18 protein-coding genes and 1 pseudogene are annotated in these 23,434 nt (G+C 74.1%); 9 read left to right on the forward strand and 10 right to left on the reverse strand.

The window, feature by feature from the left end; all coding sequences use genetic code 11:
• Nucleotides 1–3: 3 nt before the first annotated feature.
• Entirely contained in the window at nt 4–990 is a 987-nt protein-coding gene (gene deoC / locus ACPC54_RS21900) for a deoxyribose-phosphate aldolase (RefSeq protein ID WP_498966934.1), read from the reverse strand.
• Between the two features lie 108 nt (nt 991–1,098).
• Between deoC and ACPC54_RS21905 the strand changes: the two genes are divergently transcribed.
• Nucleotides 1,099–1,773, forward strand: coding sequence for a PH domain-containing protein (locus ACPC54_RS21905; RefSeq protein WP_498966936.1), 675 nt, complete (start codon nt 1,099–1,101; stop codon nt 1,771–1,773).
• 64 nt (nt 1,774–1,837) lie between these two features.
• Here ACPC54_RS21905 and ACPC54_RS21910 read toward each other — a convergent pair whose 3' ends face one another.
• The 3 genes from ACPC54_RS21910 to ACPC54_RS21920 form a co-directional block, all read right to left on the reverse strand.
• Entirely contained in the window at nt 1,838–3,556 is a 1,719-nt protein-coding gene (locus tag ACPC54_RS21910; protein WP_498966937.1) for a phospho-sugar mutase, read from the reverse strand.
• Between the two features lie 164 nt (nt 3,557–3,720).
• Nucleotides 3,721–4,542 (reverse strand): purine-nucleoside phosphorylase, encoded by an 822-nt coding sequence (locus ACPC54_RS21915; RefSeq protein WP_498966938.1) that lies wholly within the window; start codon nt 4,540–4,542, stop codon nt 3,721–3,723.
• A 180-nt stretch (nt 4,543–4,722) separates the two neighbouring features.
• Nucleotides 4,723–5,160: a gamma-glutamylcyclotransferase family protein gene (locus ACPC54_RS21920; RefSeq protein WP_498966939.1), complete on the reverse strand. Its 438-nt coding sequence runs from the start codon at nt 5,158–5,160 to the stop codon at nt 4,723–4,725.
• Between ACPC54_RS21920 and ACPC54_RS21925 the strand changes: the two genes are divergently transcribed.
• Nucleotides 5,159–6,706, forward strand: coding sequence for an NAD(P)H-quinone dehydrogenase (locus ACPC54_RS21925; RefSeq protein ID WP_498966940.1), 1,548 nt, complete (start codon nt 5,159–5,161; stop codon nt 6,704–6,706). The two genes, ACPC54_RS21920 and ACPC54_RS21925, sit on opposite strands and share 2 nt — an antisense overlap.
• A 236-nt stretch (nt 6,707–6,942) precedes the next feature.
• Nucleotides 6,943–7,902 (forward strand): DeoR/GlpR family DNA-binding transcription regulator, encoded by a 960-nt coding sequence (locus ACPC54_RS21930; RefSeq protein ID WP_498967022.1) that lies wholly within the window; start codon nt 6,943–6,945, stop codon nt 7,900–7,902.
• A 107-nt stretch (nt 7,903–8,009) separates the two neighbouring features.
• Here the strand turns inward: ACPC54_RS21930 and ACPC54_RS21935 are convergent, their stop codons facing one another.
• The 6 genes from ACPC54_RS21935 to ACPC54_RS21960 form a co-directional block, all read right to left on the reverse strand.
• Nucleotides 8,010–9,782 (reverse strand): acetyl/propionyl/methylcrotonyl-CoA carboxylase subunit alpha, encoded by a 1,773-nt coding sequence (locus tag ACPC54_RS21935; RefSeq protein WP_498966941.1) that lies wholly within the window; start codon nt 9,780–9,782, stop codon nt 8,010–8,012.
• A gap of 234 nt (nt 9,783–10,016) precedes the next feature.
• A complete protein-coding gene (locus tag ACPC54_RS21940; protein WP_498966942.1) occupies nt 10,017–10,751 on the reverse strand; it encodes a hypothetical protein in 735 nt (244 codons plus the stop codon).
• 94 nt (nt 10,752–10,845) lie between these two features.
• Nucleotides 10,846–11,445, reverse strand: a complete 600-nt coding sequence (locus tag ACPC54_RS21945; protein WP_498966943.1) for a nucleoside triphosphate pyrophosphatase — start codon at nt 11,443–11,445, stop codon at nt 10,846–10,848.
• 34 nt (nt 11,446–11,479) lie between these two features.
• Entirely contained in the window at nt 11,480–11,620 is a 141-nt protein-coding gene (mmpB, locus tag ACPC54_RS21950; protein ID WP_498966945.1) for a morphogenic membrane protein MmpB, read from the reverse strand.
• A gap of 165 nt (nt 11,621–11,785) precedes the next feature.
• The gene (locus ACPC54_RS21955; RefSeq protein ID WP_498966946.1) at nt 11,786–12,007 is read right to left on the reverse strand and encodes an acyl-CoA carboxylase epsilon subunit; all 222 of its coding nucleotides are present in this window, start codon (nt 12,005–12,007) and stop codon (nt 11,786–11,788) included.
• 24 nt (nt 12,008–12,031) lie between these two features.
• Nucleotides 12,032–13,621: an acyl-CoA carboxylase subunit beta gene (locus tag ACPC54_RS21960; RefSeq protein WP_498966947.1), complete on the reverse strand. Its 1,590-nt coding sequence runs from the start codon at nt 13,619–13,621 to the stop codon at nt 12,032–12,034.
• A gap of 223 nt (nt 13,622–13,844) precedes the next feature.
• Between ACPC54_RS21960 and ACPC54_RS21965 the strand changes: the two genes are divergently transcribed.
• From ACPC54_RS21965 to ACPC54_RS21990, 6 genes and pseudogenes are all read left to right on the forward strand, one after another.
• Nucleotides 13,845–14,750, forward strand: a complete 906-nt coding sequence (locus ACPC54_RS21965; protein WP_498966949.1) for a biotin--[acetyl-CoA-carboxylase] ligase — start codon at nt 13,845–13,847, stop codon at nt 14,748–14,750.
• 91 nt (nt 14,751–14,841) lie between these two features.
• The gene (locus tag ACPC54_RS21970; protein WP_498966950.1) at nt 14,842–16,122 is read left to right on the forward strand and encodes an adenylate/guanylate cyclase domain-containing protein; all 1,281 of its coding nucleotides are present in this window, start codon (nt 14,842–14,844) and stop codon (nt 16,120–16,122) included.
• A 328-nt stretch (nt 16,123–16,450) separates the two neighbouring features.
• A pseudogene (locus ACPC54_RS21975) lies at nt 16,451–17,584 on the forward strand (GGDEF domain-containing protein); the annotation flags it as partial.
• 911 nt (nt 17,585–18,495) lie between these two features.
• Entirely contained in the window at nt 18,496–19,290 is a 795-nt protein-coding gene (locus ACPC54_RS21980; protein WP_498966952.1) for a hypothetical protein, read from the forward strand.
• A gap of 65 nt (nt 19,291–19,355) precedes the next feature.
• On the forward strand, nt 19,356–21,587 hold the full coding sequence (locus ACPC54_RS21985) for a hypothetical protein (protein ID WP_498966954.1): 2,232 nt from the start codon (nt 19,356–19,358) through the stop codon (nt 21,585–21,587).
• Entirely contained in the window at nt 21,584–23,389 is a 1,806-nt protein-coding gene (locus ACPC54_RS21990) for a vWA domain-containing protein (protein WP_498966956.1), read from the forward strand. Before ACPC54_RS21985 ends, ACPC54_RS21990 begins: the two co-directional genes overlap by 4 nt.
• Nucleotides 23,390–23,434 lie beyond the last annotated feature (45 nt).

A 23,434-nucleotide genomic window follows, 5' to 3' on the forward strand; every position in this document is an offset into this window, starting at 1 on the left:
TGATCAGTCCACCGTCACGTAGTCGGGGCCGGAGTAGCGTCCGGTGGCGAGCTTCTGGCGCTGCATCAGCAGGTCGTTGAGCAGGCTGGAGGCGCCGAAGCGGAACCAGTGCGGGGTCAGCCAGTCGTCACCGAGGGTCTCGTTGACCATCACCAGGTACTTCATGGCGTCCTTGGTGGTCTTGATGCCGCCGGCGGGCTTGACGCCGACCTGGACGCCGGTGGCCGCGCGGAAGTCGCGGACGGCCTCCAGCATCAGCAGGGTGACCGGCGGGGTCGCGTTGACGGCGACCTTGCCGGTGGAGGTCTTGATGAAGTCGGCGCCGGCCAGCATCGCCAGCCAGGAGACCCGGCGGACGTTGTCGTAGGTCTGCAGCTCGCCGGTCTCGAAGATCACCTTGAGGTGGGCGTAGCTGCCGTCGGCGCGCTTGCACGCCTGCTTGACGGCGACGATCTCGTTGAAGACGTCGAAGTAGCGGCCGGAGAGGAAGGCGCCGCGGTCGATCACCATGTCGATCTCGTCGGCGCCCGCGGCCACCGCGTCGGCGGTGTCGGCGAGCTTGACCGGCAGGGCGGCGCGCCCGGCCGGGAAGGCGGTGGCGACGGACGCGACCTGGATGTCGGTGCCCTTCAGGGCGTCCTTCGCGGTGGCGACCATGTCCGGGTAGACGCAGATGGCGGCGACGCGCGGAGTGGTCGGATCGGTCGGGTCGGGGGTCCTGCCCTTGGCGCAGAGCGCGCGCACCTTGCCGACCGTGTCCGCGCCCTCCAGCGTGGTCAGGTCGATCATGGAGATCGCCAGGTCGATGGCGTACGCCTTCGCCGTGGTTTTGATCGAGCGGGTCCCGAGGGTGGCGGCACGCGCCTCCAGGCCGACCTGGTCGACGCCGGGCAGGCCGTGCAGGAAGCGGCGGAGCGAGGCCTCGGACGCCGCAACGTCCGCGAGGCCGCTGCCCGCAACACCGAGGGCATTGGCTGCAACAGTGGACATAGTCACCAGACCAGCATATCTACGCGCGTAGTCGTCCGCTAGGGAGCCCACCTTTCGTGGCCGGACCGAGACCTCCGCAGGTGGGGGGCATGGGGCAGAATCGACGCCATGACCGATTCCGACGGCAAGCCCCGCCAGGGCGCGGCCGGCCCAGACGGGGAGACCGAGTACGCGGACCGCGTGTACCGGTCCGTCCCCGGTGTGATCTCCGGCGTGTTCCTGCTGGCCGTCGCCGCCTGGCTGATCGGCGACGCGGTGGTGACCGGGACGGGCCGGACCCCGTACGTCGCGCTCGCGGCCCTGCCGGTGTTCGCCTTCCCGGTGATCGCCTACACGCTGCGCCCGGTGGTCCGGGCGAACGCGAGCGAGCTGGTGGTGCGCAACCCGTGGCGGACCATCACCGCGCCCTGGGCCTCGGTGGACGCGCTGCGCGCCGGGTACTCGGTCGAGCTGCTGGCCGGCGAGAAGAAGTACCAGCTGTGGGCGGTGCCGGTGTCGCTGCGGCAGCGCAAGCGGGCGACCCGGGCCCAGCAGAGCGGCCCCGCCGAGCACGCCTCCCGGATGGGGATGGTCTTCGGGCGGCAGACCAACCCGGTCGTGGCGGGCTCGGCCGACCCCACCCGCGCCTGGTCCGACCAGGTGACGAACGTCCTGCAGGAGATGGCCGAGCGCTACGCCCGCCGCCCGGACGCGGCCGGCCCGCTGGTCGTCCGGTGGTGCTGGTGGATCATCGCGCCGACCCTGGTCGGACTGCTCGCCCTGATCACCGCGATCGTGGTCTGACGCACCCCCCGTACGACGAAGGGCCCGCCGGTCGGAACCGGCGGGCCCTTCCGCGTGCCGTGGGTCAGATGCCGGCGGCCGCGGCCAGGTCGCGCTTGATCGCGCCGAGGAGCTCGGTGGCGCGCTCGCGGGTGGCGGCGAGGTCGGCGGCGGTGGCCACCGGGAGGACGACCTCCAGGTAGCACTTGAGCTTGGGCTCGGTGCCGGAGGGGCGCACCACGATGCGGGCGGAGCGGACGGCCTCGCCGGCCAGGTAGTAGCGCAGGCCGTCGGTGGGCGGCAGCTCGGCGGAGCCCGCCGCGAGGTCGTCCGCGCGGGTGACGGTCAGGCCGGCCAGGACGGTCGGCGGCTGCTCGCGCAGGCGGCGCATGGCGTCGGCGATCAGCGAGAGGTCCTGCACCCGGACGGACAGCTGGTCGGTGGCGTGCAGGCCGTGCTCCAGCGCCAGGTCGTCCAGCAGGTCGCTCAGGGTGCGGCCGGACTTCTTGAGGGTCGCGGCGAGCTCGGCGACCAGCAGGGCGGCGGTGATGCCGTCCTTGTCCCGGACGCCCTGCGGGTCGACGCAGTAGCCGAGCGCCTCCTCGTAGCCGTAGCGCAGGCCCTCGGCGCGGGAGATCCACTTGAAACCGGTCAGCGTCTCGGCGTAGCCCAGGCCCGCGGCCTCGGCGATCCGGCCGAGCAGGGTGGCCGAGACGATGGTGGTGGCGAAGGTGCCCTCGGCCTTCTTGGCGACCAGCGCGGAGCCGAGCAGCGCGCCGACCTCGTCGCCGCGCAGCATCCGCCAGCCGGAGCCGCCGTTGCCGCTGCCGGCCGCGTTGCCGTGGACCGGGACGGCCACCGCGCAGCGGTCGGCGTCCGGGTCGTTGGCGATCACGATGTCCGGGCCCACCGTGGCGGCGGTGCGGAAGGCGAGGTCCATCGCCCCCGGCTCCTCCGGGTTGGGGAAGGCGACGGTCGGGAAGTCCGGGTCGGGCTCGGCCTGCTCGGCGACCACGGTGGGCGCGGCGAAGCCGGCCCGGCGGAACGCGGCGACCAGGGTGTCGCGGCCGACGCCGTGCATCGGGGTGTAGACCACGTCGAGCTCGCGCGGGCTGTGCGCGTCGACGATCGAGACGGCCCGGTCCAGGTAGGCCTCGACCACGTCCTCGCCGAGCACCTCCCAGCCCTCCTCGGCGCGCGGGACGTCGTCCAGCGAGTCGATCGCGTCGATCTCGGCGGCGATCCCGGCGTCGGCCGGCGGGACGATCTGCGAGCCGTCGCCCAGGTAGACCTTGTAGCCGTTGTCCTGCGGCGGGTTGTGGCTGGCCGTGACGGTGACGCCGGCGGCCGCGCCCAGGTGGCGGACGGCGAAGGCGAGCACCGGGGTCGGCAGCGGGCGGGGCAGCAGCGCGGCGCGCAGGCCGGCCGCGACCACCACGGCGGCGGTGTCGCGGGCGAAGTCGTAGGACTTGTACCGGGCGTCGTAGCCGATGACGACCAGGTCGCCCAGGCCCTCCTTCTTGACGTACGCGACCAGGCCGGCGGCGGCCCGGATCACCACGGCGCGGTTCATCCGCATCGGGCCGGCGCCGAGCTCGCCGCGCAGGCCGGCGGTGCCGAACTGCAGGCGGTCGGCGAAGCGCTCGGTCAGCTCGGCCCAGGCGCGCGTGCTGTCCTCCTCGGCCTCCGGGCCCTCGGCCCGGGCCAGCAGGGCGGTCAGCTCCTCGCGGGTCTGCGGGTCGGGGTCCTCGGCCAGCCAGGCCCGGGCCCGGGCGAGGAGGTCGGGGTTAAGTGCCTGCGTCATAGTCGACAACTCCATCGGGAAGTGCGTCGGGTGGGTCGGCCGGAGGTTTCCGCGGGAACGAGGGGAAGCGGTGGGCACACACGGACGGGGCCCGCGGGAGGGCGTGATCAGCGGATCACGCCGCCCGGGGGCCCCGTCGCTCATGATTCTGCGCCTGGCGGGCGTCAGATCCGCTCAAGGACCTTCGCCAGCAGCTCGCCCATGCGCTCGGCCGAGGCCTTGCCGGCCTCCAGGACCTCTTCGTGGTTGAGCGGCTCGCCGGTCATGCCGGCGGCCAGGTTGGTGACCAGGGAGATGCCGAGCACCTCGGAGCCGGCCTCGCGGGCGGCGATGGCCTCCAGGGTGGTGGACATGCCGACCAGCTCGCCGCCGATCACCCGGGCCATGTTGACCTCGGCCGGGGTCTCGTAGTGCGGGCCGCGGAACTGGACGTAGACGGCCTCGTCCAGGCTCGGGTCGACCTCGTGGCACAGGGTGCGCAGGCGCTTGGAGTACAGGTCGGTGAGGTCGACGAAGTTGGCGCCGACGATCGGGGAGTCCCCGGTCAGGTTGATGTGGTCGCTGATCAGGACCGGCTGGCCGGGGGTCCAGCCCTGGCGCAGGCCGCCGCAGCCGTTGGTCAGCACGATGACGCCGCAGCCGGCCGCGGCGGCGGTGCGCACGCCGTGGACGACCGTGGCGACGCCGTGGCCCTCGTAGTAGTGGTTGCGGCCGAGGAAGATCAGGGCGCGCTTGTCGCCGATCTTCACCGACCGGATCTTGCCGGCGTGGCCGGCGACGGCGGGGGCGGGGAAGCCGGGCAGGTCGGTGACCGGGAACTCGGCCACGGTCTCGCCCAGGGCGTCGGCGGCCGGCACCCAGCCGGAGCCCATCACCAGGGCGACGTCGTGCCGCTCGGCACCGGTCAGCTCGCGCAGGCGCTCGGCGGCGGCCTGGGCGGCGGCGTAGGGGTCGGCGGAGACGACCGACTGAGGAGTTGCGTTCACGCGTCAGAGGATAGACGGGATTTGGCTACGCGCGTAGAAAATCCGGGCGCGGCGTGCCGGATCGTTACCCGGTTGACCCGAAAACACAGCTCGGTGGCGCTTTTCGGGTGACCGGGCCGTCGGGACGTACAAGAACGTGCGTGCCGGAAGCGCCGGGCGGCCAGGTCCGAGAGAGAGGACCTAGCACGGCCGCCGGCGCAGGTCCATGACGTAGTCGTCGGGGGCGCCCGCGCTCTCGGCGGCGTCGGCGATCAGGCCGAGGTAGCGGGCCGCGGGCAGGCCGCCCTCGTAGTCGTTGAGCACGTACGTCCAGACCGGGATGTCGCCCTCCAGGGTGTGCGCCCGGAGCCTGGTCTTGCGGTAGATGCCAAGCTGGACGCCCTCCCAGCGGTCCAGGCCCTCCTCGTCCATCGGCGCGACGTCGTACAGCGCGACGAAGACCTGGTCCTTCTCGTCCTCCACCACGGTGGCCAACGAGCCCTCCCAGCCGAGCTGTTCGCCGCCGAAGGTGAGCCGCCAGCCGTCCAGCCAGCCGGTGCCGCGCAGCGGGGAGTGCGGGGCGCGGCGGGTCATCTGCCGGGCATCGAGGTTGGTGGCATACGCGGCGTAGAGGGGCATGGGGGTCAGACTAGCCCGGCGGGCGGACCGGGTGGAGGCCCGGCGGACCGGTCCGCAGGCCGGACCCCGGCGTGGCGGCACTCCCGGCGTGCGGGACAATGGGGTCGTGACTCGGATCGTGATCATCGGTGGCGGACCCGGCGGCTACGAGGCGGCGCTGGTGGCCGCTCAGCTCGGCGCGGAGGTGACCGTCGTCGACCGCGACGGTCTGGGCGGATCGGCGGTGCTCACGGACTGCGTGCCGTCGAAGACCCTGATCGCGACCGCGGAGGTGATGACCACCTTCGACAGCTCGTACGAGGAGCTGGGCATCACGGTCGTGGCCCAGGACGGCGAGGACCGCGAGAAGGTCGTCGGCGTGGACCTGGGCAAGGTCAACCGCCGTGTGAAGCGCCTGGCGATCGCGCAGTCCCACGACATCACCCAGTCCGTCACCCGGGCCGGTGTGACCGTGCTGCGCGGCCGCGGCCGGCTCGGTGCCGGCGGGCAGGCCGTGGACGGCTCCCGCGAGGTCCTGGTGGACGGCCCGGACGGCGGCGTGCAGTCGCTGCGCGCCGACGCCGTGCTGATCGCCACCGGTGCCCACCCGCGCGAGGTGCCGGACGCCAAGCCGGACGGCGAGCGGATCCTCACCTGGACCCAGGTGTACGACCTGGAGGAGCTGCCCCGCGAGCTGATCGTGGTCGGCTCCGGTGTGACCGGCGCCGAGTTCGCCGGCGCGTACCAGGCGCTCGGTTCGAAGGTCACCCTGGTCTCCAGCCGTGACCGGGTGCTGCCGGGCGAGGACCCGGACGCCGCCGAGGTGCTGGAGGACGTCTTCCGCCGCCGCGGCATGAACGTGATGAGCCGCTCGCGGGCCGAGAGCGCCAAGCGGATCGGCGACCGGGTCGAGGTGACCCTCTCGGACGGCAAGGTGATCGAGGGCACCCACTGCCTGATGGCGGTCGGCTCGATCCCCAACACCTCCGAGATGGGCCTGGAGGAGGCCGGGGTCAAGCTCAACGACTGGGGCCAGATCCAGGTCGACCGGGTCTCCCGCACCAGCGCCCCGGGCGTGTACGCGGCCGGCGACTGCACCGGCGTCTTCATGCTCGCCTCGGTCGCCGCCATGCAGGGCCGGATCGCGATGTACCACGCGCTGGGCGACGCGGTGCAGCCGCTGAACCTGAAGACCGTGGCCTCCAACGTCTTCACCGACCCGGAGATCGCCACCGTCGGCTACACCGCGGCCGACGTGCAGTGCGGCAAGATGGACGCCGTCGTGGTCAAGCTGCCGCTGCGCGGCAACCCGCGGGCGAAGATGCAGGGCATCCGGGACGGCTTCGTGAAGCTGTTCTGCCGCCCGGGCACCGGCATCGTGGTCGGCGGCGTGGTCGTCGCCCCGCGGGCGAGCGAGCTGATCCACCCGATCTCGCTCGCGGTGGACGCCAATCTGACGGTCGAACAGGTGGCCAGCGCCTTCACCGTCTACCCGTCCGTCTCCGGCTCCACCGCCGAGGCCGCCCGGCAGCTGCACATCCGCAAGCGGGCCGACGGCGAATCCTGAGCTCAGGCGCACAGTTGAGGGCGGCTGCCGGTCGGCGGCCGCCCTTCGCGCATGCCGGACCGTCACCCGGACGGCGGGCGCAGCCCCCGGATTGCTGACGGCGCGTATTGTACGGTCACGCGCCGCTCGTGCGTGAGCATTTCCCGCTACCAGCTGCAAACGCCTGAAAGCAGACGGTCACGCGGGTTACCGTCAGTTCTGTGTTTGCAGCAGAACGTCGCCAGTTGATCCTCGAAATGGTGCGCGCCAACGGAGCCGTCTCGCTCCGGGAGTTGGCCCGCGTCGTCCAGACCTCCGAAGTGACCGTGCGCCGTGACGTACGGGCGCTGGAGGCAGAAGGGCTCCTCGACCGCCGGCACGGCGGCGCGGTGCTCCCCGGCGGCTTCAGCCGCGAACCCGGCTACCCGCAGAAGACCCACCTGTCCGCGGCGGAGAAGAGCGCCATCGCGGACCTCGCCGCCTCCCTGGTGGAGGAGGGCGACGCGGTGGTGGTCGGCGCCGGCACCACCACCCAGGAGCTGGCCCGCCGGCTGGCCCGGGTGCCCGGGCTGACCGTCGTCACCAACTCGCTGCTGGTCGCCCAGGCGCTGGCGCACGCCAACCGGGTCGAAGTGGTGATGACCGGCGGCACCCTGCGCGGCTCCAACTACGCGCTGGTCGGCAGCGGCGCGGAACAGGCGCTGCAGGGGCTGAGGGTCGCCAAGGCCTTCATCTCCGGCAGCGGCCTGACCGCCGAACGCGGGCTGTCGACCGCCAACATGCTGTCCGCGAGCGTGGACCGGGCACTGGTGCAGTCGGCCGCCGAGGTCATCGTCCTCGCCGACCACACCAAGCTCGGCACGGACAGCATGTTCCCGACCGTCGAGTCCGAGGCCATCACCCGGCTGGTCACCGACGAGCAGGCCGGCGCGGACGACACCACCGCCCGCGAACTGGACGCGCTGGCCGACCGCGGCGTGCAGATCGACCTGGCGCCGATCGGCGGCTCCCCGGGCGGCAGCGACGCCCCGGTGCACGGCACCGGCAGCGGGCCCGTCCACCAGACCCAGCCCGGTCCGCTGGCCCGCCGCCCCTCCCCGGCGCCCGGCGGCGCCCCGCTGCCCGGGCAGCGCCGCCCGGGCGCGCACGGCGGGCCGGTCGGCCCCGGCGGGATGCCCGTCCGGCTGGCCGAGTTGGGGCTGCCGCGCGGGCGGTGACGCCGCCCCTCCGTACCGGTGAAAACACGCGACCGGTCCGTACGTCCCCGAAGGGCGTACGGACCGGTCGTCGGATTGACGGGCGGGGTGTCAGCCCCCGATCCGGGTCAGTCCTTGATCTCGCAGAGCGCGGCGCCGCTGCTGACGCTCGCACCCACCTCGGCCTTGAGGCCGACGACGGTGCCCGCCTTGTGGGCGTTCAGCGGCTGCTCCATCTTCATCGCCTCCAGGACCACGATCAGCTCGCCCTCGGCGACGACCTGGCCCTCCTCGACGGCGACCTTGACGATGGTGCCCTGCATCGGCGAGGCCAGGGTGTCGCCACCGACGGCCGAGCCGGCCTTCTTGGCACCCACCCGGCGCTTGGCCTTCGCGGCCCCCGCGGTGGCCGCCGGGGCCGACGCGACGCCCAGCGAGGACGGCAGCGAGACCTCGATCCGCTTGCCGCCGACCTCGACCACCACGGTCTCCCGGGTCTCGGCCTCCTCGCCCTCGGCACCCGAGCCGGCGAACGCCGGGATGGTGTTCTCGAACTCGGTCTCGATCCAGCGGGTGAAGACCTTGAACGGGCCCTCCTGGCCGTGCACCTCGGGCGCGAACGCCGGGTCGGTGACGACCGCCTGGTGGAACGGGATGGCGGTGGCCATGCCCTCGACCTTGAACTCGCTCAGCGCGCGCCGGGCCCGCTCCAGGGCCTGCTTGCGGTCCCGGCCGGAGACGATCAGCTTGGCCAGCAGGGAGTCCCAGGCCGGGCCGATGACCGAGCCGGTCTCCACGCCCGAGTCCAGGCGCACGCCCGGGCCGGACGGCGGGGCGAACAGCGTGACGGTGCCGGGCGCGGGCAGGAAGTTGCGGCCCGGGTCCTCGCCGTTGATGCGGAACTCGAAGGAGTGGCCGCGCACCTCGGGGTCGTCGTAGCCGAGCTCCTCGCCGTCCGCGATCCGGAACATCTCGCGGACCAGGTCGAGGCCGGTGACCTCCTCGGTGACCGGGTGCTCCACCTGCAGACGGGTGTTGACCTCCAGGAAGGAGATCGTGCCGTCCAGCGCCACCAGGAACTCGCAGGTCCCGGCGCCGACGTAGCCGGCCTCCTTCAGGATGGCCTTGGACGCGCGGTACAGCTCGGCGTTCTGCTCGGCGGTCAGGAACGGCGCGGGCGCCTCCTCGACCAGCTTCTGGTGCCGGCGCTGCAGCGAGCAGTCACGGGTGGACACGACCACCACGTTGCCGTGCTTGTCCGCGAGGCACTGGGTCTCGACGTGGCGCGGGTTGTCCAGGTAGCGCTCGACGAAGCACTCGCCGCGGCCGAAGGCGGCGACCGCCTCGCGCACCGCGGACTCGAAGAGCTCCGGGATCTCCTCCAGCGTGCGGGCGACCTTCAGGCCGCGGCCGCCGCCGCCGAACGCCGCCTTGATGGCGACCGGCAGGCCGTGCTCCCGGGCGAACGCGACGACCTCGTCGGCGCCCGCGACCGGGTCCGGGGTACCGGCGACCAGCGGGGCACCGGCGCGCTGCGCCACGTGCCGGGCGGTCACCTTGTCGCCGAGGTCGCGGATGGCCTGCGGCGGCGGGCCGATCCAGATCAGGCCGGCGTCGAGGACGGCCTGGGCGAAGTCGGCGTTCTCCGACAGGAACCCGTAACCGGGGTGGACGGCGTCGGCACCGGAGTCGGCGGCGGCCTTGAGGACCTTCGCGATGTCCAGGTAACTGGTGGCCGGGGTGTCACCGCCCAGCGCGTAAGCCTCGTCGGCCGCGCGGACGTGCAGCGCATCCCGGTCCGGCTCGGCGTAGACGGCGACGCTGGCGATACCGGCGTCCGAGCAGGCACGGGCGACGCGGACGGCGATTTCCCCGCGGTTGGCGATGAGCACCTTGCGCACTGTGGCTCCCTTCTTGAACCTCGTTGAGTTTATGGATTCCTGGGCGGTACCGGCGAGTAGCCCCAGGTTGTGAACTATCCCACACGCTCGGTGATGGAATTCGTGGTCTTGTCTACGGTCCGTGAGGTGACTGCGCAGGTCACCACCGGTACCGCCGCGGCGGTCCGAGCGTCGCCCCGCGGCCGGGCGGCGGCGTGGCGGCACGTGGCATGCAACACAGTTTCACGGACCGGGTCAGGCGGCCGCGGCGGGGGTGGCGGGCCGGTGCAGCGCCTCGGTCGTCACGTCGGCGGCCAATTCCACCATGTCCGGCCCGTACGCCTCCGGGTTGACCACCCGCAGGACCAGCGCGAAGGTGCCGTCCTGGCCGTACTTCCGGGCGAGTTCGCGGTGGTGGGCGACGAGGTGGCGCACGCCCGCCTGGTTGGCGACGCCGGTCTGGCCGCAGACGAGGAACACCGGGCGGCCGCCCTCCGGCGTGGCGATCCGGGCGAGGAGGACGTGCGTGCGGTCGTGGTCGACGGCGAAGTCGCGCTCGCCCACCACGATGACGTTGTCGCCCTGGTCCGGGCCGGAGGCGACCAGCACGCCCGGCAGGCCCCAGGCCAGGTGGGCGGCCATCCGCTCGTTGCTGACCGGGCCGCCCAGGCACAGCTCCGTCTTGGCGCCCAGGCCCCGCTGCGCGGCGTCGTGCGCGACCAGTTCGGGCCGGGCCCCGCACTCCTCGACCAGCCCGGCCAGCCACATCAGGGCGTAGGCGTCCCGGCGGGTCACGGTGTGCGCGTGCGAGCCCGTCCCGATGCTGCGGTTGACCACGATCAGGCACTCGCTGCCGGCGGGCAGCCCGAAGAACCGCCGCACCCGCTCGATCCTGCGCCGGCGGCGCAGGGCCTGGGCGAGCCAGCCGAGGCCGGCGCTGATGGCACTGGCCACCAGGCCGAGCACCACGTTGAGCACGTTGTCGTTCATCGCCGCGTTCCCTCCCCCGGGTCGAACGCCGGTCAGCTTAGGGCCACACCGGCCCGGTGCGGCAGATCAGTTGGTCCACGGATCGGCCTGGCCGTCAGGCCCAGAGATCGACCAGCCGCACGTCGAGGCCGGCGAGCAGGCGGCGGAGCAGCGGCAGCGAGAGGCCGATGACGTTGCCCGGGTCGCCGTCGATGCCCTCGACGAACGGCGCCGAGCGGCCGTCCAGGGTGAACGCGCCGGCCACGTGCAGGGGTTCGCCGGAGGCCACGTAGGCGGCGATCTCGGCGTCGTCCGGGGTGCCGAAGCGGACGGTGGTGGACGCGGTGGCCGAGGACTGGCGGCCGGTCGCGGTGTCGATCACGCAGTGGCCGGTGCGCAGCACCCCGGCGCGGCCGCGCATCGCGTGCCAGCGGGCAGTCGCCTCGGCGGCGTCGGCGGGCTTGCCGAGAGCCTGGCCGTCCAGCTCCAGGACGGAGTCGCAGCCGATCACCAGCTCGCCGCCGGTGAGTTCGGCGGCGACGGCCTTGGCCTTGGCCTCGGCCAGCACGAGGGCGAGCTCGGCGGGGGTGGCGGCGCTGAGCGCGTCCTCGTCGACACCGCTGACCACCACGCGCGGGTCGAGGCCCGCCTGGCGCAGCAGCCCGAGGCGGGCGGGGGAGGCGGACGCGAGGACGAGGGTGCGCTGGTCGGTCATGGCCACCAGGGTAGGGGCTGGCGGTGTCCGCCGTTCAGGTGAACGGGCGGGTGAGCATGATCAGGACGGCGCCCACCAGCACCAGGGCGCCGAGCACCTTGCCGGCCCGCTGCATCCGTTCCTGCATGCGGCGCGCCTCGGGTGAGGGCTCGTCGCGGGGGTCTGACCAGAGCACCCGTCCAGGGTGCGCCGCGCCTGGCGCCCGGCGCCTGAGTATCCGTACTCAGGTTCCGGACGAACCGGTGCGCGGGCGGGCCGGTGCGCCGACGAACCGGGCGGGAAACGCCGTACGGGAGCGGGAAGTCGGACCGGCCGACTTCCCGCTCCCGTACGGGGTGGATCAGCGCGCCCAGCCGGCGGTCCGCCAGGCGTTGACGCCGGGGTGGAGCGCGGGGCGGAGCAGGCGGACGCGGTCGTTCCAGGGGGAGGCGGGGCCGACACCGGCCAGGCGCGCCGCGTCGGCGGCGGCCTGCGCGGCGGCGGCCCGCGCCTGGACCACCGCCAGGACGGTGGCAAGCTCCTCGGGGGTCGGCTGCCCGTGCAGCACGTGGATCGGGGCCATGGTTCGATTCTCTCCCGTACGGGCCTACAGGGGGATGTTGCCGTGCTTCTTGGGCGGCAGCACCTCGCGCTTGCCGCGCAGCGCCCGCAGGCCGCGGACGATGTGCCGGCGGGTCTCGCTGGGCGCGATGACCGCGTCCACGTAGCCGCGCTCGGCCGCCAGGTAGGGGTTCAGCAGGGTGTCCTCGTACGAGGCGATCAGCTCGGCGCGCTTCTCCTCGGCGGTGCCGGCGGCCTCGGCCTCGGCGATCTCGCGGCGGTGCAGGATGTTGACCGCGCCCTGCGCGCCCATCACCGCGATCTGCGCGGTCGGCCAGGCCAGGTTGAGGTCGGCGCCCAGGTGCTTGGAGCCCATGACGTCGTACGCGCCGCCGAAGGCCTTGCGGGTGATCACGGTGATCAGCGGGACGGTGGCCTCGGCGTAGGCGTAGATCAGCTTGGCGCCGCGGCGGATGATGCCGTCCCACTCCTGCTCGGTGCCGGGCAGGAAGCCGGGCACGTCGACGAAGGTCAGCACCGGGATGTTGAAGGAGTCGCAGGTGCGGATGAAGCGGGCGGCCTTCTCGCTGGCGTTGATGTCCAGGCAGCCGGCCAGGTCCATCGGCTGGCTGCCGACGATGCCGACCGAGTGGCCCTCGACCCGGCCGAAGCCGGTGATGATGTTGCCCGCGAACAGCGGCTGGGTCTCCAGGAACTCGCCGTCGTCGACGATGTGCTCGATCACCGTGCGCATGTCGTACGGCTGGTTCGCCGAGTCCGGCACGACGCTGTCGAGTTCGAGGTCTTCGTCGGTGATGTCGAGGTCGGCCTGCTCGGGGAAGGACGGCGGGTCCGAGAGGTTGTTGGAGGGCAGGTACGAGAGCAGGCTCTTGACGTACTCGATCGCCTCCTTCTCGTCCGTGGCCAGGTAGTGCGCGTTGCCGGACTTGGTGTTGTGGGTGCGCGCGCCGCCCAGCTCCTCCATGCCGACGTCCTCGCCGGTGACGGTCTTGATGACGTCCGGGCCGGTGATGAACATGTGCGAGGTCTGGTCGGCCATCACCACGAAGTCGGTGATCGCGGGGGAGTACACCGCGCCGCCCGCGCACGGGCCCATGATCAGCGAGATCTGCGGGATGACGCCGGAGGCGTGCACGTTGCGGCGGAAGATCTCGCCGTACAGGCCGAGCGAGACCACGCCCTCCTGGATGCGGGCGCCGCCGGAGTCGTTGATGCCGATGACCGGGCAGCCGGTCTTCAGCGCGAAGTCCATGACCTTGACGATCTTCTCGCCGAACACCTCGCCCAGCGAGCCGCCGAAGACGGTGAAGTCCTGGGCGAACACGGCGACCTGACGGCCGTCGACGGTGCCGTAGCCGGTCACCACGCCGTCGCCGTACGGCCGGTTCTTCTCCTGGCCGAAGTTGGTCGAGCGGTGCCGGGCGAACTCGTCGAACTCGACGAAGGAGTCCGCGTCCAGCAGCTCCACCACCCGCTCGCGGGCCGTCAGTTTGCCCTTGGCGTGCTGCTTCTCGACGGCCTTGGCGGAGCCGGAGTGCACCGCCTCGTCGAGCCTGCGGCGCAGGTCGGCGAGCTTGCCGGCGGTGGTGTGGGGGTCGTACGGCGCCTCGGTCATTCCGGTGGCTCTCCCTGATCATCGGCCGCGACCTGTACGAGTGCGCGCGGACCGGAGTGGGGCCCGCGCATGAGGGCAGGGCGGCGCTGCGAACTACCGTTGGGTAGCGTAGCCAGCGTGCGGCTCCCGGCGTAACGTCCTGCGGTTATGGCCAGCGACACAGTGTGTCCACCCGGCGTTCTGAGAGACGATAGGACGGCCTACGACCTCTAGTGTGCTGCGCATGACCGCACCCGACACCCCTCGCCGCAGCGGGCTGCGCGGCTTCGCCGCCTCCGCCTCCTCCGCCGGATCGTCGCCCTGGACGGACCTGGACCGGCCCCCGCTCGACGCGACGGCGCTGCGCCGCGACCTGGTCACCGCCGGCGGGCTGTGGACGGCCCTGGACGTCGTCGCCGAGACCGGTTCCACCAACAGCGACCTCGCCGAGCGGGCCCGGGCCGGCGCCCCGCAGGGCGCGGTGCTGGTCGCCGAGGCGCAGGTCGCCGGGCGCGGCCGGCTGGAGCGGCAGTGGACGGCCCCGGCCCGCTCCGGGCTGTTCCTGTCCGTGCTGCTGCGCCCGGAGCAGGTGCCGGTCGAGCGGTACGGCTGGCTGCCGATCCTGGTCGGGGTCTCCGTGGCGAGCACGCTGGGCCGGGTCGCCGGGATCGAGGTCGGGCTGAAGTGGCCCAACGACCTGCAGGTGGAGATCGACGGCGCGGAGCGCAAGCTCGGCGGCATCCTCACCGAGCTGGGCGGCGGCGCGGTGGTGGCCGGCCTCGGCCTGAACGTCTCGCTGCGCGCCGACGAACTGCCCGTCCCGACCGCCGGCTCGCTGGCGCTGGCCGGGGCCGCCGTCACCGACCGCTCGATCCTGCTGCGCGCCCTGCTGCGCGAGTTCGCCGAGCTGTACGGCGAGTGGACCCGGGCCGCCGGGGACCCGCACGCGAGCGAGCTGCTGCGCGCCTACGTGGACCGCTGCACCACGCTGGGCCGGCAGGTGAAGGTCCACCTGCCCGGGGACCGCGAGCTGGTCGGCGAGGCGGTCGCGATCGACGGCGACGGCCGGCTGGTGGTGCGCACCCCGGACGGCGCGCGCCGGGCGGTCGGCGCCGGGGACGTCGTGCACGTGCGCCCCGAGCCCCGCTGACGACCCGAGCCCCGCTGAGCGGTCGCCGGTGCTCCGGCCACCGGTCGTCCGGGTCGTCATGTCCGCGCTTACCTCGCCTTGACCCGGGCGGATGCCCCGGATGACGGGATTCCGTGCGAATATTCCACCTGGCAGCGGTGTGAGGCGCGCCACTGCCCGAAGGGGTGGCCAAAACGCGCCCGGACAGGCAGCGCGCCCGGACAGGCAGGACACGAGGCAAGTGCGGCGACCGCACGGGGACGGACCGGTGGCAGAGGACGGCAGCAGCGACGCGACGGCGGACGACCACGGCCAGACGGTCGCGCTCGAACTGGAACGGCTGATCCTGGACGCGCCGCGCCACTACACCCCGTACCAGGCCGCGCGCGCCGCAGACGTCCCGATGGAGCTCGCCACCCGCTTCTGGCGGGCGATGGGCTTTCCCGACATCGGCCAGTCCCGGGCGCTCACCGACGGTGACGTGATCGCGCTGCGCCGGCTCGCCGGCCTGGTGGAGTCCGGACTGCTCAGCGAGTCGATGGCGATCCAGGTGGCCCGCTCCACCGGGCAGACCACCGCGCGGCTGGCCGGCTGGCAGATGGACACCTTCCTGGAGAACCTCACCCAGTCCGTCGAGCCCGGGCTGACCCGCGCCGAGGTCGCGTACCCGCTGGTCGAGCTGCTGCTGCCGGAGCTGGAGCAGTTCCTGGTGTACGTCTGGCGGCGCCAGCTGGCCGCGGTGACCGGCCGGGTGGTGCAGGCCGCCGAGGACCACGAGATCACCAGCGGCCGGCTCGCGGTGGGCTTCGCCGACCTGGTCGGCTTCACCCGGCTGTCGCGGCGGCTGGAGGAGGAGGACCTCGGCGAGCTGGTCGAGACCTTCGAGAACACCTGCTCCGACCTGATCGCCGGCCAGGGCGGCCGGGTGATCAAGACCCTCGGCGACGAGATCCTGTTCGTCTCCGAGGACCCGGCCACCGCCGCCGAGATCGCGCTCGGCCTGATCGAGGCGCTGGCCGGGGACGACACCATCCCGGCGCTGCGGGTCGGCATGGCCTTCGGCACGGTCACCTCGCGGATGGGCGACGTCTTCGGCACCACCGTCAACCTGGCCAGCCGGCTCACCTCGATCGCGCCCAAGGACGCGGTGCTGATCGACGGCGAGTTCGCCGCCGCGCTGGAGCAGAACGGCGCCGTCGCGCCGGCCGACGCGGAGGGCCCCGGCCTGGCCGAGGCGCTGTCCGCGGCGGCCGGGATGCCGGCCTCCGGGCTGCCCGTCCCGGCGCCGGAGCCCGGGGGGCGCTTCCACCTGCAGCCGATGTGGCGCCGGCCGGTGCGCGGGCTCGGGCTGGTCGAGCCGTGGCTGCTGTCGCGGTGGCTCAAGGCGGAGTAGTCCCCACCTCGCGTGCGAGGGCGTCGGACGGCCCGGTTCGGCCACGGAGCGGAGTCGCCCGGGGGTGCCGAACGGTTGAAAGCCGTACCGATCGGTCGCGGATCCGCCGGGGCAAACGGGGCATAACCGAATGAAACCGCCATAGTCTTGGTGCAAGCGGCCGGGCTGGCCTTGGAGGGGGTCTGGCGCGACCGAGCACAGGGAGCGAGGCGAGCCGGTGAGCAGTGAGGCGATCATGACGGACCGCGACCGCGACCGCGACGGTCCCCGGCGGCCCGACCCGCTGCCCGACCTGCGGTTGCAATCCGTGGTGGAGCTGGCCCAGGACATGGCCGGCGCGCTCACCCCGCTGGAGGCCGTCCGGGCCGCCGCCGTCCGGGCCACCGAGGCGCTCGGCGCCACCATGGCGGCCGTCTCGGTGTGGGACCGCGAGTCCGGCCGGCTGCGCGTCCTGGTCAACCACGGAGAGCTCGCGCCCGGCGAGGAGGAGCTCCCCGAGGACGAGTCCTACCCCGTCGCCGACTTCCCCGAGATCGTCACGTACCTGGACGAGCGCTGGACCACCGGGCGGCTGCCGCGCGCGTGGGTGCAGACCGCCGAGAGTGTCGAACCGCACACCGGGCACGCACACCCCACCGCCGGCGCGTACTGCCAGGAACGCGCCGCCGCACTGCGCCGGCGCGGGCGCGCCTGCTGCGTGGTCGCGCCGATCGTGCTGCACGGGCAGGCCTGGGGCGAGCTGTACCTCGCCCGCTCGCTCGGGATGCCCGCGTTCACCGAGGCCGACGCCGACTACGCCACCCTGCTCGCCGCCCAGATCTCGGCCGGCCTCGCCCAGACCGAACGCCTCGCCGACCTGCGCCGGCTCGCCTTCTCCGACCCGCTCACCGGCCTCGCCAACCGGCGCGCGGTGGACGAGCGGCTGGAGAGCGCGCTGGCCGCCCACAACCGGGACGACACCGTCGTCTCCCTGGTCGTCTGCGACGTCAACGGGCTGAAGCGGGTCAACGACCAGCTCGGCCACGAGATGGGCGACCGGCTGCTCGAACGCTTCGCCCACCAGCTCTCGCTGGCCGCCGCCAAACTCCCCGGCAGCCTCGCGGCCCGGCTCGGCGGCGACGAGTTCTGCCTGCTCGTGGAGGGGCAGAAGGCGGACGAGGTGGTCGCCGTCGCCGAGGAGCTGTGCGCCCGGGCCCTGGCGCTGTCCGAGGGCGAGGGCGTCGCCTGCGGGGTCGCCTCCACCGGGGACTCGATCGGGCCGGTCACCACGCCCGACCGGCTGTTCCGGCTCGCCGACGCCGCCCAGTACCGGGCCAAGGCCGCCCGCGCCGCGCACCCCGTCGTCGCCGGGCGCAGCCACGGCCCCGGCTTCTCGCCCGACCCGACCGTGCTGCTCGCCGACGCCGCCGACCCGCACCGCCGCGCGGACGGCCGGCGGGGGCCGACCGGACGGGCCGGCGCGGGCGACCGGCGACGGTTCCGCGGCGCCGCGCACAGCGCCGACCCGGGCCAGCTGCTCACCGCCGTCCTCTCCGCGCTGGACCGGGCCGCGGCCGCCAGGGCCGTCCACCCCGCCGACACCCTCGGCAAGCTCGTGGTCGTCGCCGAGACCTCCGCCCGGCTGCTGGACGCGGTCGGCTGGTGGGTCTCGTACGTGCCGCCCGGCTCCCAGCTGATGCGCACCGCGCAGCACGCCGTCTACCGGATGACCAGCGGGCCCGGCAGCACCCGGGCCGAGACCCAGCGCGCCCAGATCGAGGCGCCGGACGCCGTCTTCGACCTGCGGCACTACCCGCTGACCCGGCGGGCGGTGCGCGGCGGGGCCTTCGCGCTGCGCGCGGGCGCGGCGGGCAACGACCCGGCGGAGGAGGCCATGCTGGTGGTCTCCGGCTACCGGGGCATGGTCGCGGCGGGCGGGCGGAACCCGGCCGGCGGCTGGCTGGTGGAGCTGTTCGCCGACGACGCGACCCTGCCGCTCGGGCAGGCGGCGAGCGCCATGCGCGCGCTGGTCGCGGTCGGGCTGGCCGGCCCGGCCTCACCGCCGGTGGTCTGACGGCGGCGGTCTGACGGCGCCGGTACGGCGGGGGTGGTACGGCGGGGGCGCGTACGCCGGCGCCGGGGCGCAGTGGGGGCCGTGCGTGCGCGGGGGCGTGCGCGCCGGGGTGGTGCGGGTCGGTCGTGGGGGGAGTGCGGTAACGATCCGGACAAGCGCGGTCGTACGCCCGGGTCCGCTTCGTACCCTGGCCGGTGCCTGCAGACCACCTGCCCTGAAGTCGGGTCAGAAAGCGCGCCCGGTGCGCCATTTGGCGTAGAAGCGCGCCCCCGGGTGGCGTACCAATGGGGTACGGGCCGACGCCGAGCCGGGAGGGCGTAATGACACTGGCGGCCGTGCACCACTGGATCGTGGTGCTCGACATCGAAGCGTTCAGCACGCGGCCGGACCCCGTCCAGCGGTCGCTGCGGGACGCGATGTACCAGGTGCTCCGGGAGGCCGTCGCGCAGGCCGGCCTGCCGGCCGACGCCGTCGCCACCGAGGACCGCGGGGACGGCGTGCTGATCCTGGTGCAGCCGCAGGTCTCGCCGGTGCTGCTGGCCGGCGCGCTGATCCGGGCGCTGGACGACTGCCTCGGCGAGAAGGCGCGGATGTTCAGCGAGGCGCACGCCCTGCGCCTGCGGGTCGCGCTGCACCAGGGGCTGGTCAGCCGGGACGCGGACGGCTGGTCCGGGGACGCGGTGAACTGGACCTTCCGGCTGGTCGACGCCGCGCCGCTGCGCGCGGTGCTGGCCCGGGCGGGGCGGGCCAACCTGGCGTTCATCGTCTCGGACGAGGTCTACCGGGGCGTCGTGCGGCACGAGTACCGCACCGTCGACCCGGCGGCGTACCTGCCGGTCGACTTCGAGGTCAAGCACGGGCTCCCCGCCCGAGGCTGGATCACCGTGCCCGGCTACCCGGCGCCGCCCGGGCTCGACGCCGGGCCGGGGCACGGCGGGTCGGACGGGCCCGCGGGCGGGCCTCCCGACGCGCCGCGGAACGGCCCCGGGGGCGACCCGCAGCCCGCCGCCCCGGCGGCGCGGGTGGTGTTCCAGATCCACGGGGACGTGCGGGGCGACGCGGTGGCCGGCGACAAGAACGTCCACCAGGCACCGAACTCCCCGGGCCGTCGATGACGACGCCCGGGGACGCGGGGCCGGCGGTAACGGGGGTTCCGCCGGCCGAGGGGGGAGCGGGCCCGGTGCCCGGCCCGGCGGCACCGCCCACCGCCGGGCCGGACGGGCCCGCCCCGGACGGCCCGCCCGCCGGCGACGGCGTCGGCGGCGGGTCGTCCGGTGACCCCGCAGGGCCGTCCGGCGACTCCGGCGGCAGGCACTCCGTCCGCGTCGGCGCGGCTCGGGACAGCACCGGGGCCGGGTTCGCCCAGGGCATGCTGCGCCACGACACCGTGCGGCACGCGCTCGCCAGCATCGACGGCGACCTGGTCGCCGGGGACAAGAACGTCTTCCTGGTCGGCGGCGGCCGGGCACCGCTGCGGCTGGTCTCCCCGCTCGTCCTGGAACGCGTGCGCCGGGCCTTCGCGGAGCCGGCCGGCTGGCCCGAGGTGCGGGCGGCGTTCGGCCGGCGCCGACTGGCGATCCTGCGCGGCCCGGCCGGCTCCGGCAAGACCACGGCCGCGCTGCGGCTGCTGCTCGGCTGCTCCGTCGACCGGACGTACCACCTGGACCGCACCACCGACCTCGGCGCGCTCACCGCGCGGCTGGAGGCCGACGCCGAGGAGGGGCCCGGCGAGCCGGTCGGCTACCTGGTGGACCAGCCGGCGGACCGAGCGACCCTGAACGGCCCGCTGGTCCAGGCGCTCGACGGCGCCCTGCACCGCGCCGGGGCCCGGCTGGTGCTGACCGTCGGCCAGGAGAGCGGGCTGGTCGACCCCGAGATCCTCGGCCACGTCATCGACCTGCCCGCCCCGCCCGAGCCCGCCGCGATCGTCCGGCGGCACCTGGACTGGCGGCTCGGCGAGGCCGTCGCCACCCTGCTGCTCAGCCGCCGGGGCGTGGCGGAGCTGGTCGACGAGCAGCTGGCCGCGGACGGCGCCTGCCGGGCGGCGGCCGAACTCGCCGCCGCGCTGGCCGACGCCGCCGAGGCCACCGGCACCGGCGCGCCCGACCTCGACCTCGTCCGCGAGAAGCTGGCCCGGCGTGGCGAGGAGGACTTCGAGATCTGGGTCGAGAACCTGGACGACCCCTTCCTGCGCTGCTACGCCGTCGCCCTGGCGGTGCTCAACGGCCTCCCGCAGGAGGACGTGGCCGCCGCCGCCCGCGGGCTGTACCGCCGGCTCGGCGTCGAGGACTACACCGTGCTGGCCACCGCGGACGGCCACCTGCCGCGGGTGCGCGAGCCGTACCGGGTGCCGCGCCGCCGGCGGCTGGCCCGGCTGCGCGCCCAGGCGGTGCCGGTGCGCCTCTTCAGCCCCTACGGGCGGGTGCCCGCAGAGGGCCTGCGGTTCAAGGATCCGGGCTACCCGCGCCGGCTGATCCAGCACGCGTGGGCCGAACTCCCGCTGCACAGCGTGCTGCTGGACTGGCTCGGCGAGCTGGTCGAGAACCCGTCCGAACACGTCCGCACGCACGCCGGGGTGGCGCTCGGGGTGCTGGCCGACCGGTCCTTCCAGTACCTGATGGACCACCTGTTCTTCCGCTGGGCCGACGACGGCGACGCGCGCCGCCGCACCGCCGTCGCGCACGCCCTGAAGGTGTGCGCCAAGAACCCCGAACTGGTCCGCAGGGTGAAGAACCTGGCGGCCGGCTGGCTCGTGGAGGCGTCCCGCCCGAACCTCCAGGCCACCGCGGCACGGGTGTACGCGGTGAGCCTCGGCGGTGCCGAGCCGCTGGTCGCGATCGACGCGCTGGCCCGGCTCTGCATGGTCGACGACGACCTCGACGTCGCCATCGCGGTCGGCGACAGCCTGAGCGACATCCTCACCGACGACGGCCGGCTCGCCGCCGTGGTGCTCGGCCGACTGCACGCCGCGCTCGCCGACCATCGGGCCCGCGCCACCGTCCTCCTGGCGTTCCTGCTGGTCAACGCCGAGTTCGTGGTCGAGACCGAGACCCTGGCCGAGCCGGCCGCGATGCCGAACTGGCCCGGCCTGCTGATCCGGGTGGACCGGGAGCCGGCGCTGCGCGCTCCGTTCGTCGCGCTCTGGCGAGCGGCGCTGAACGAGGCCGACCCCGTCCACCGCGCGGTCTGCGAGGTCGTGCTGCAGCTGTGGGCCCGGCTGACCGAGGCCGACCCGGCGCTGCGGGACGTCTTCGTCCGGATGGTCGGCGCGCTCGCGGACGGCGACCCGCGCACCGCGACCATCCTGCGCCGCCAGGCCGTCGACTGGTCCGGCCCGTACAGCATCACCCCGTTCACCCGGAGCACCGCCGCCGTCACCGCCGAACTGGACCGACAGGAGAGCGCGAGATGACCCCCACCCTGCCGCTGATCCTCAGCGAGGAGCCGGTGCCCCGGGGGCTGTCCGGCCCGGTGAAGGCACTGAAGCCGAGCGCCGCCGCCGTGTACGCCTCCTACGACGGCCAGTTGGCGTGGTTCCAGGGGCGGCCGCTCAGCTGGTCGCAGCAGTTCATGAGCAAGTACCGGACCAGGTACGAGGTCGACCTCAGCGACCACCGGCGCAAGGCGCACCTGAAGAGCTGGCCGCTGCCCTCCCAGGACCAGGCGCACTGCTTCGACGCCGTGGTGGACGTCGGCTTCCGGGTGCACGACCCGGTCGAGGTGGTGCGGCGCAACGTCACCGACGCGCTGGTCGTGGTCTACGGGCACATCGCCGCCGTGCTGCGGGTGATCGCCCGCGGCTACTCGATCCACCAGGCCGACCTCGCCGAACTGCGGATGAACCACGAGTGCGCCCGCGAGATGATGCTGCCGGAGGGCATCACCATCTACCGCTGCGTGGTCGACCTGCGCCTCGACGAGGCCGCCCGCGGCTACGTCGAGAACCTGACCAAGGCCGACCGGGACATGCAGCTGGCCATCGCGGCGCAGCGGCTCGCCGAGGGCGAGGCCCACGGCAAGCAGGTGATCGACGGGATCGAGCTGGAGGGCCGGCTCGCCCGCGAACGGCGCGAACAGGCCGTCAGGCTGGAGCTGCAGGAGGAGCGGCACCGACTGCTGGGCGACGGCGACCTCGACATCAACCGGCTGATCACGCTGTTCGTGCTGGAACACCCGGACAAGGCCGCTGAAGCCGTCGAGATGCGCACCAAGTGGGAGGCGGCGCTGATCGCGCGGCAGGAGCAGTTCGACGAACGGTCCGTCGAGGTCTTCAGGTTCATGGTCGAGAGCAAGCTGATCCAGCCGGCCGACGTCGAGGTGATCCGGCGGCAGGCGCTCGACCGGGCGCAGGGCGCGGTGCTGCCGGGCGGGCCGCATGTCGGCTGGGACCGGCCGGCCGCCTCCTCGGGACGGACCGCGCCACCGCCGCCCGTCGCCGGGCCCCTGCCGCCGGTCGCCGCGCCGCCGCCGGCCGGCGCGCACTCCCCGCTGGTGGGGACGGTGGTCACGAACGGGCCGGCCGACGCCGCGTCCGGCGGCGGCCCGGTGACCGGGGTGCTCCCGATCTACCTGCTGCTCGACGAGTCGGCGGCCGTCGCCGGCTGCCTCCCCGGCCTCAACAACGCGCTGCGCGGCCTGCACTCGGCCCTGCTCACCCCGCCGGAGTCGGCCGCCGGGCTGCGGCTCGCGGTGCTCGGCGCGGCCGGGGAGACCACGCTGCACCTGCCGCTGGCCGCGGTCGAATGGACCACCGTGATGCCGGAGTTGACGGTGCGCGCGGGTGCCCGGCACGACCTGGCCTTCGAGCGGCTGCGGGCCCTCGTCGCGCAGGACCTGGCCCGGTTGAAGGCCGAGCACCCGGTGGTCCACCGCCCGGTGCTCTTCGTGCTGTTCGGCGGGCCCTGCGAGGAGGATTCCGTCCGGTGGCGCGAGGCGCTGCGGGCGCTGACCGACCCGGTGGCCAACCCGGGCCACCCGACGGTCATCGCGGTGGGCATCGGGCGGGCCGACGAGACGGAGATCCGGACCGTCGCCCACCACCCCGAACTCGCCTTCCTCGCCGAGCCCGGGCTCGACCTGCCCACCGCCGCCGAGCGGTTCGCCTCGCTGCTGCGCGACTCCGTGCTGTACCTGGGCCGCGGCCTGGCCGGCGGCCGGCTCGACCTGTTCATCGAGTGCCCGCCCGGTCTGCGCCGGCTCGGCGGCACCCGCTGAGCCGCACCGATCCCCGACCCGAACCGAACGGGGCGCCCAGGGCGC

Source organism: Kitasatospora sp. NPDC094028 (assembly GCF_049543595.1).
In the GTDB taxonomy this organism is placed as follows: domain Bacteria; phylum Actinomycetota; class Actinomycetes; order Streptomycetales; family Streptomycetaceae; genus Kitasatospora.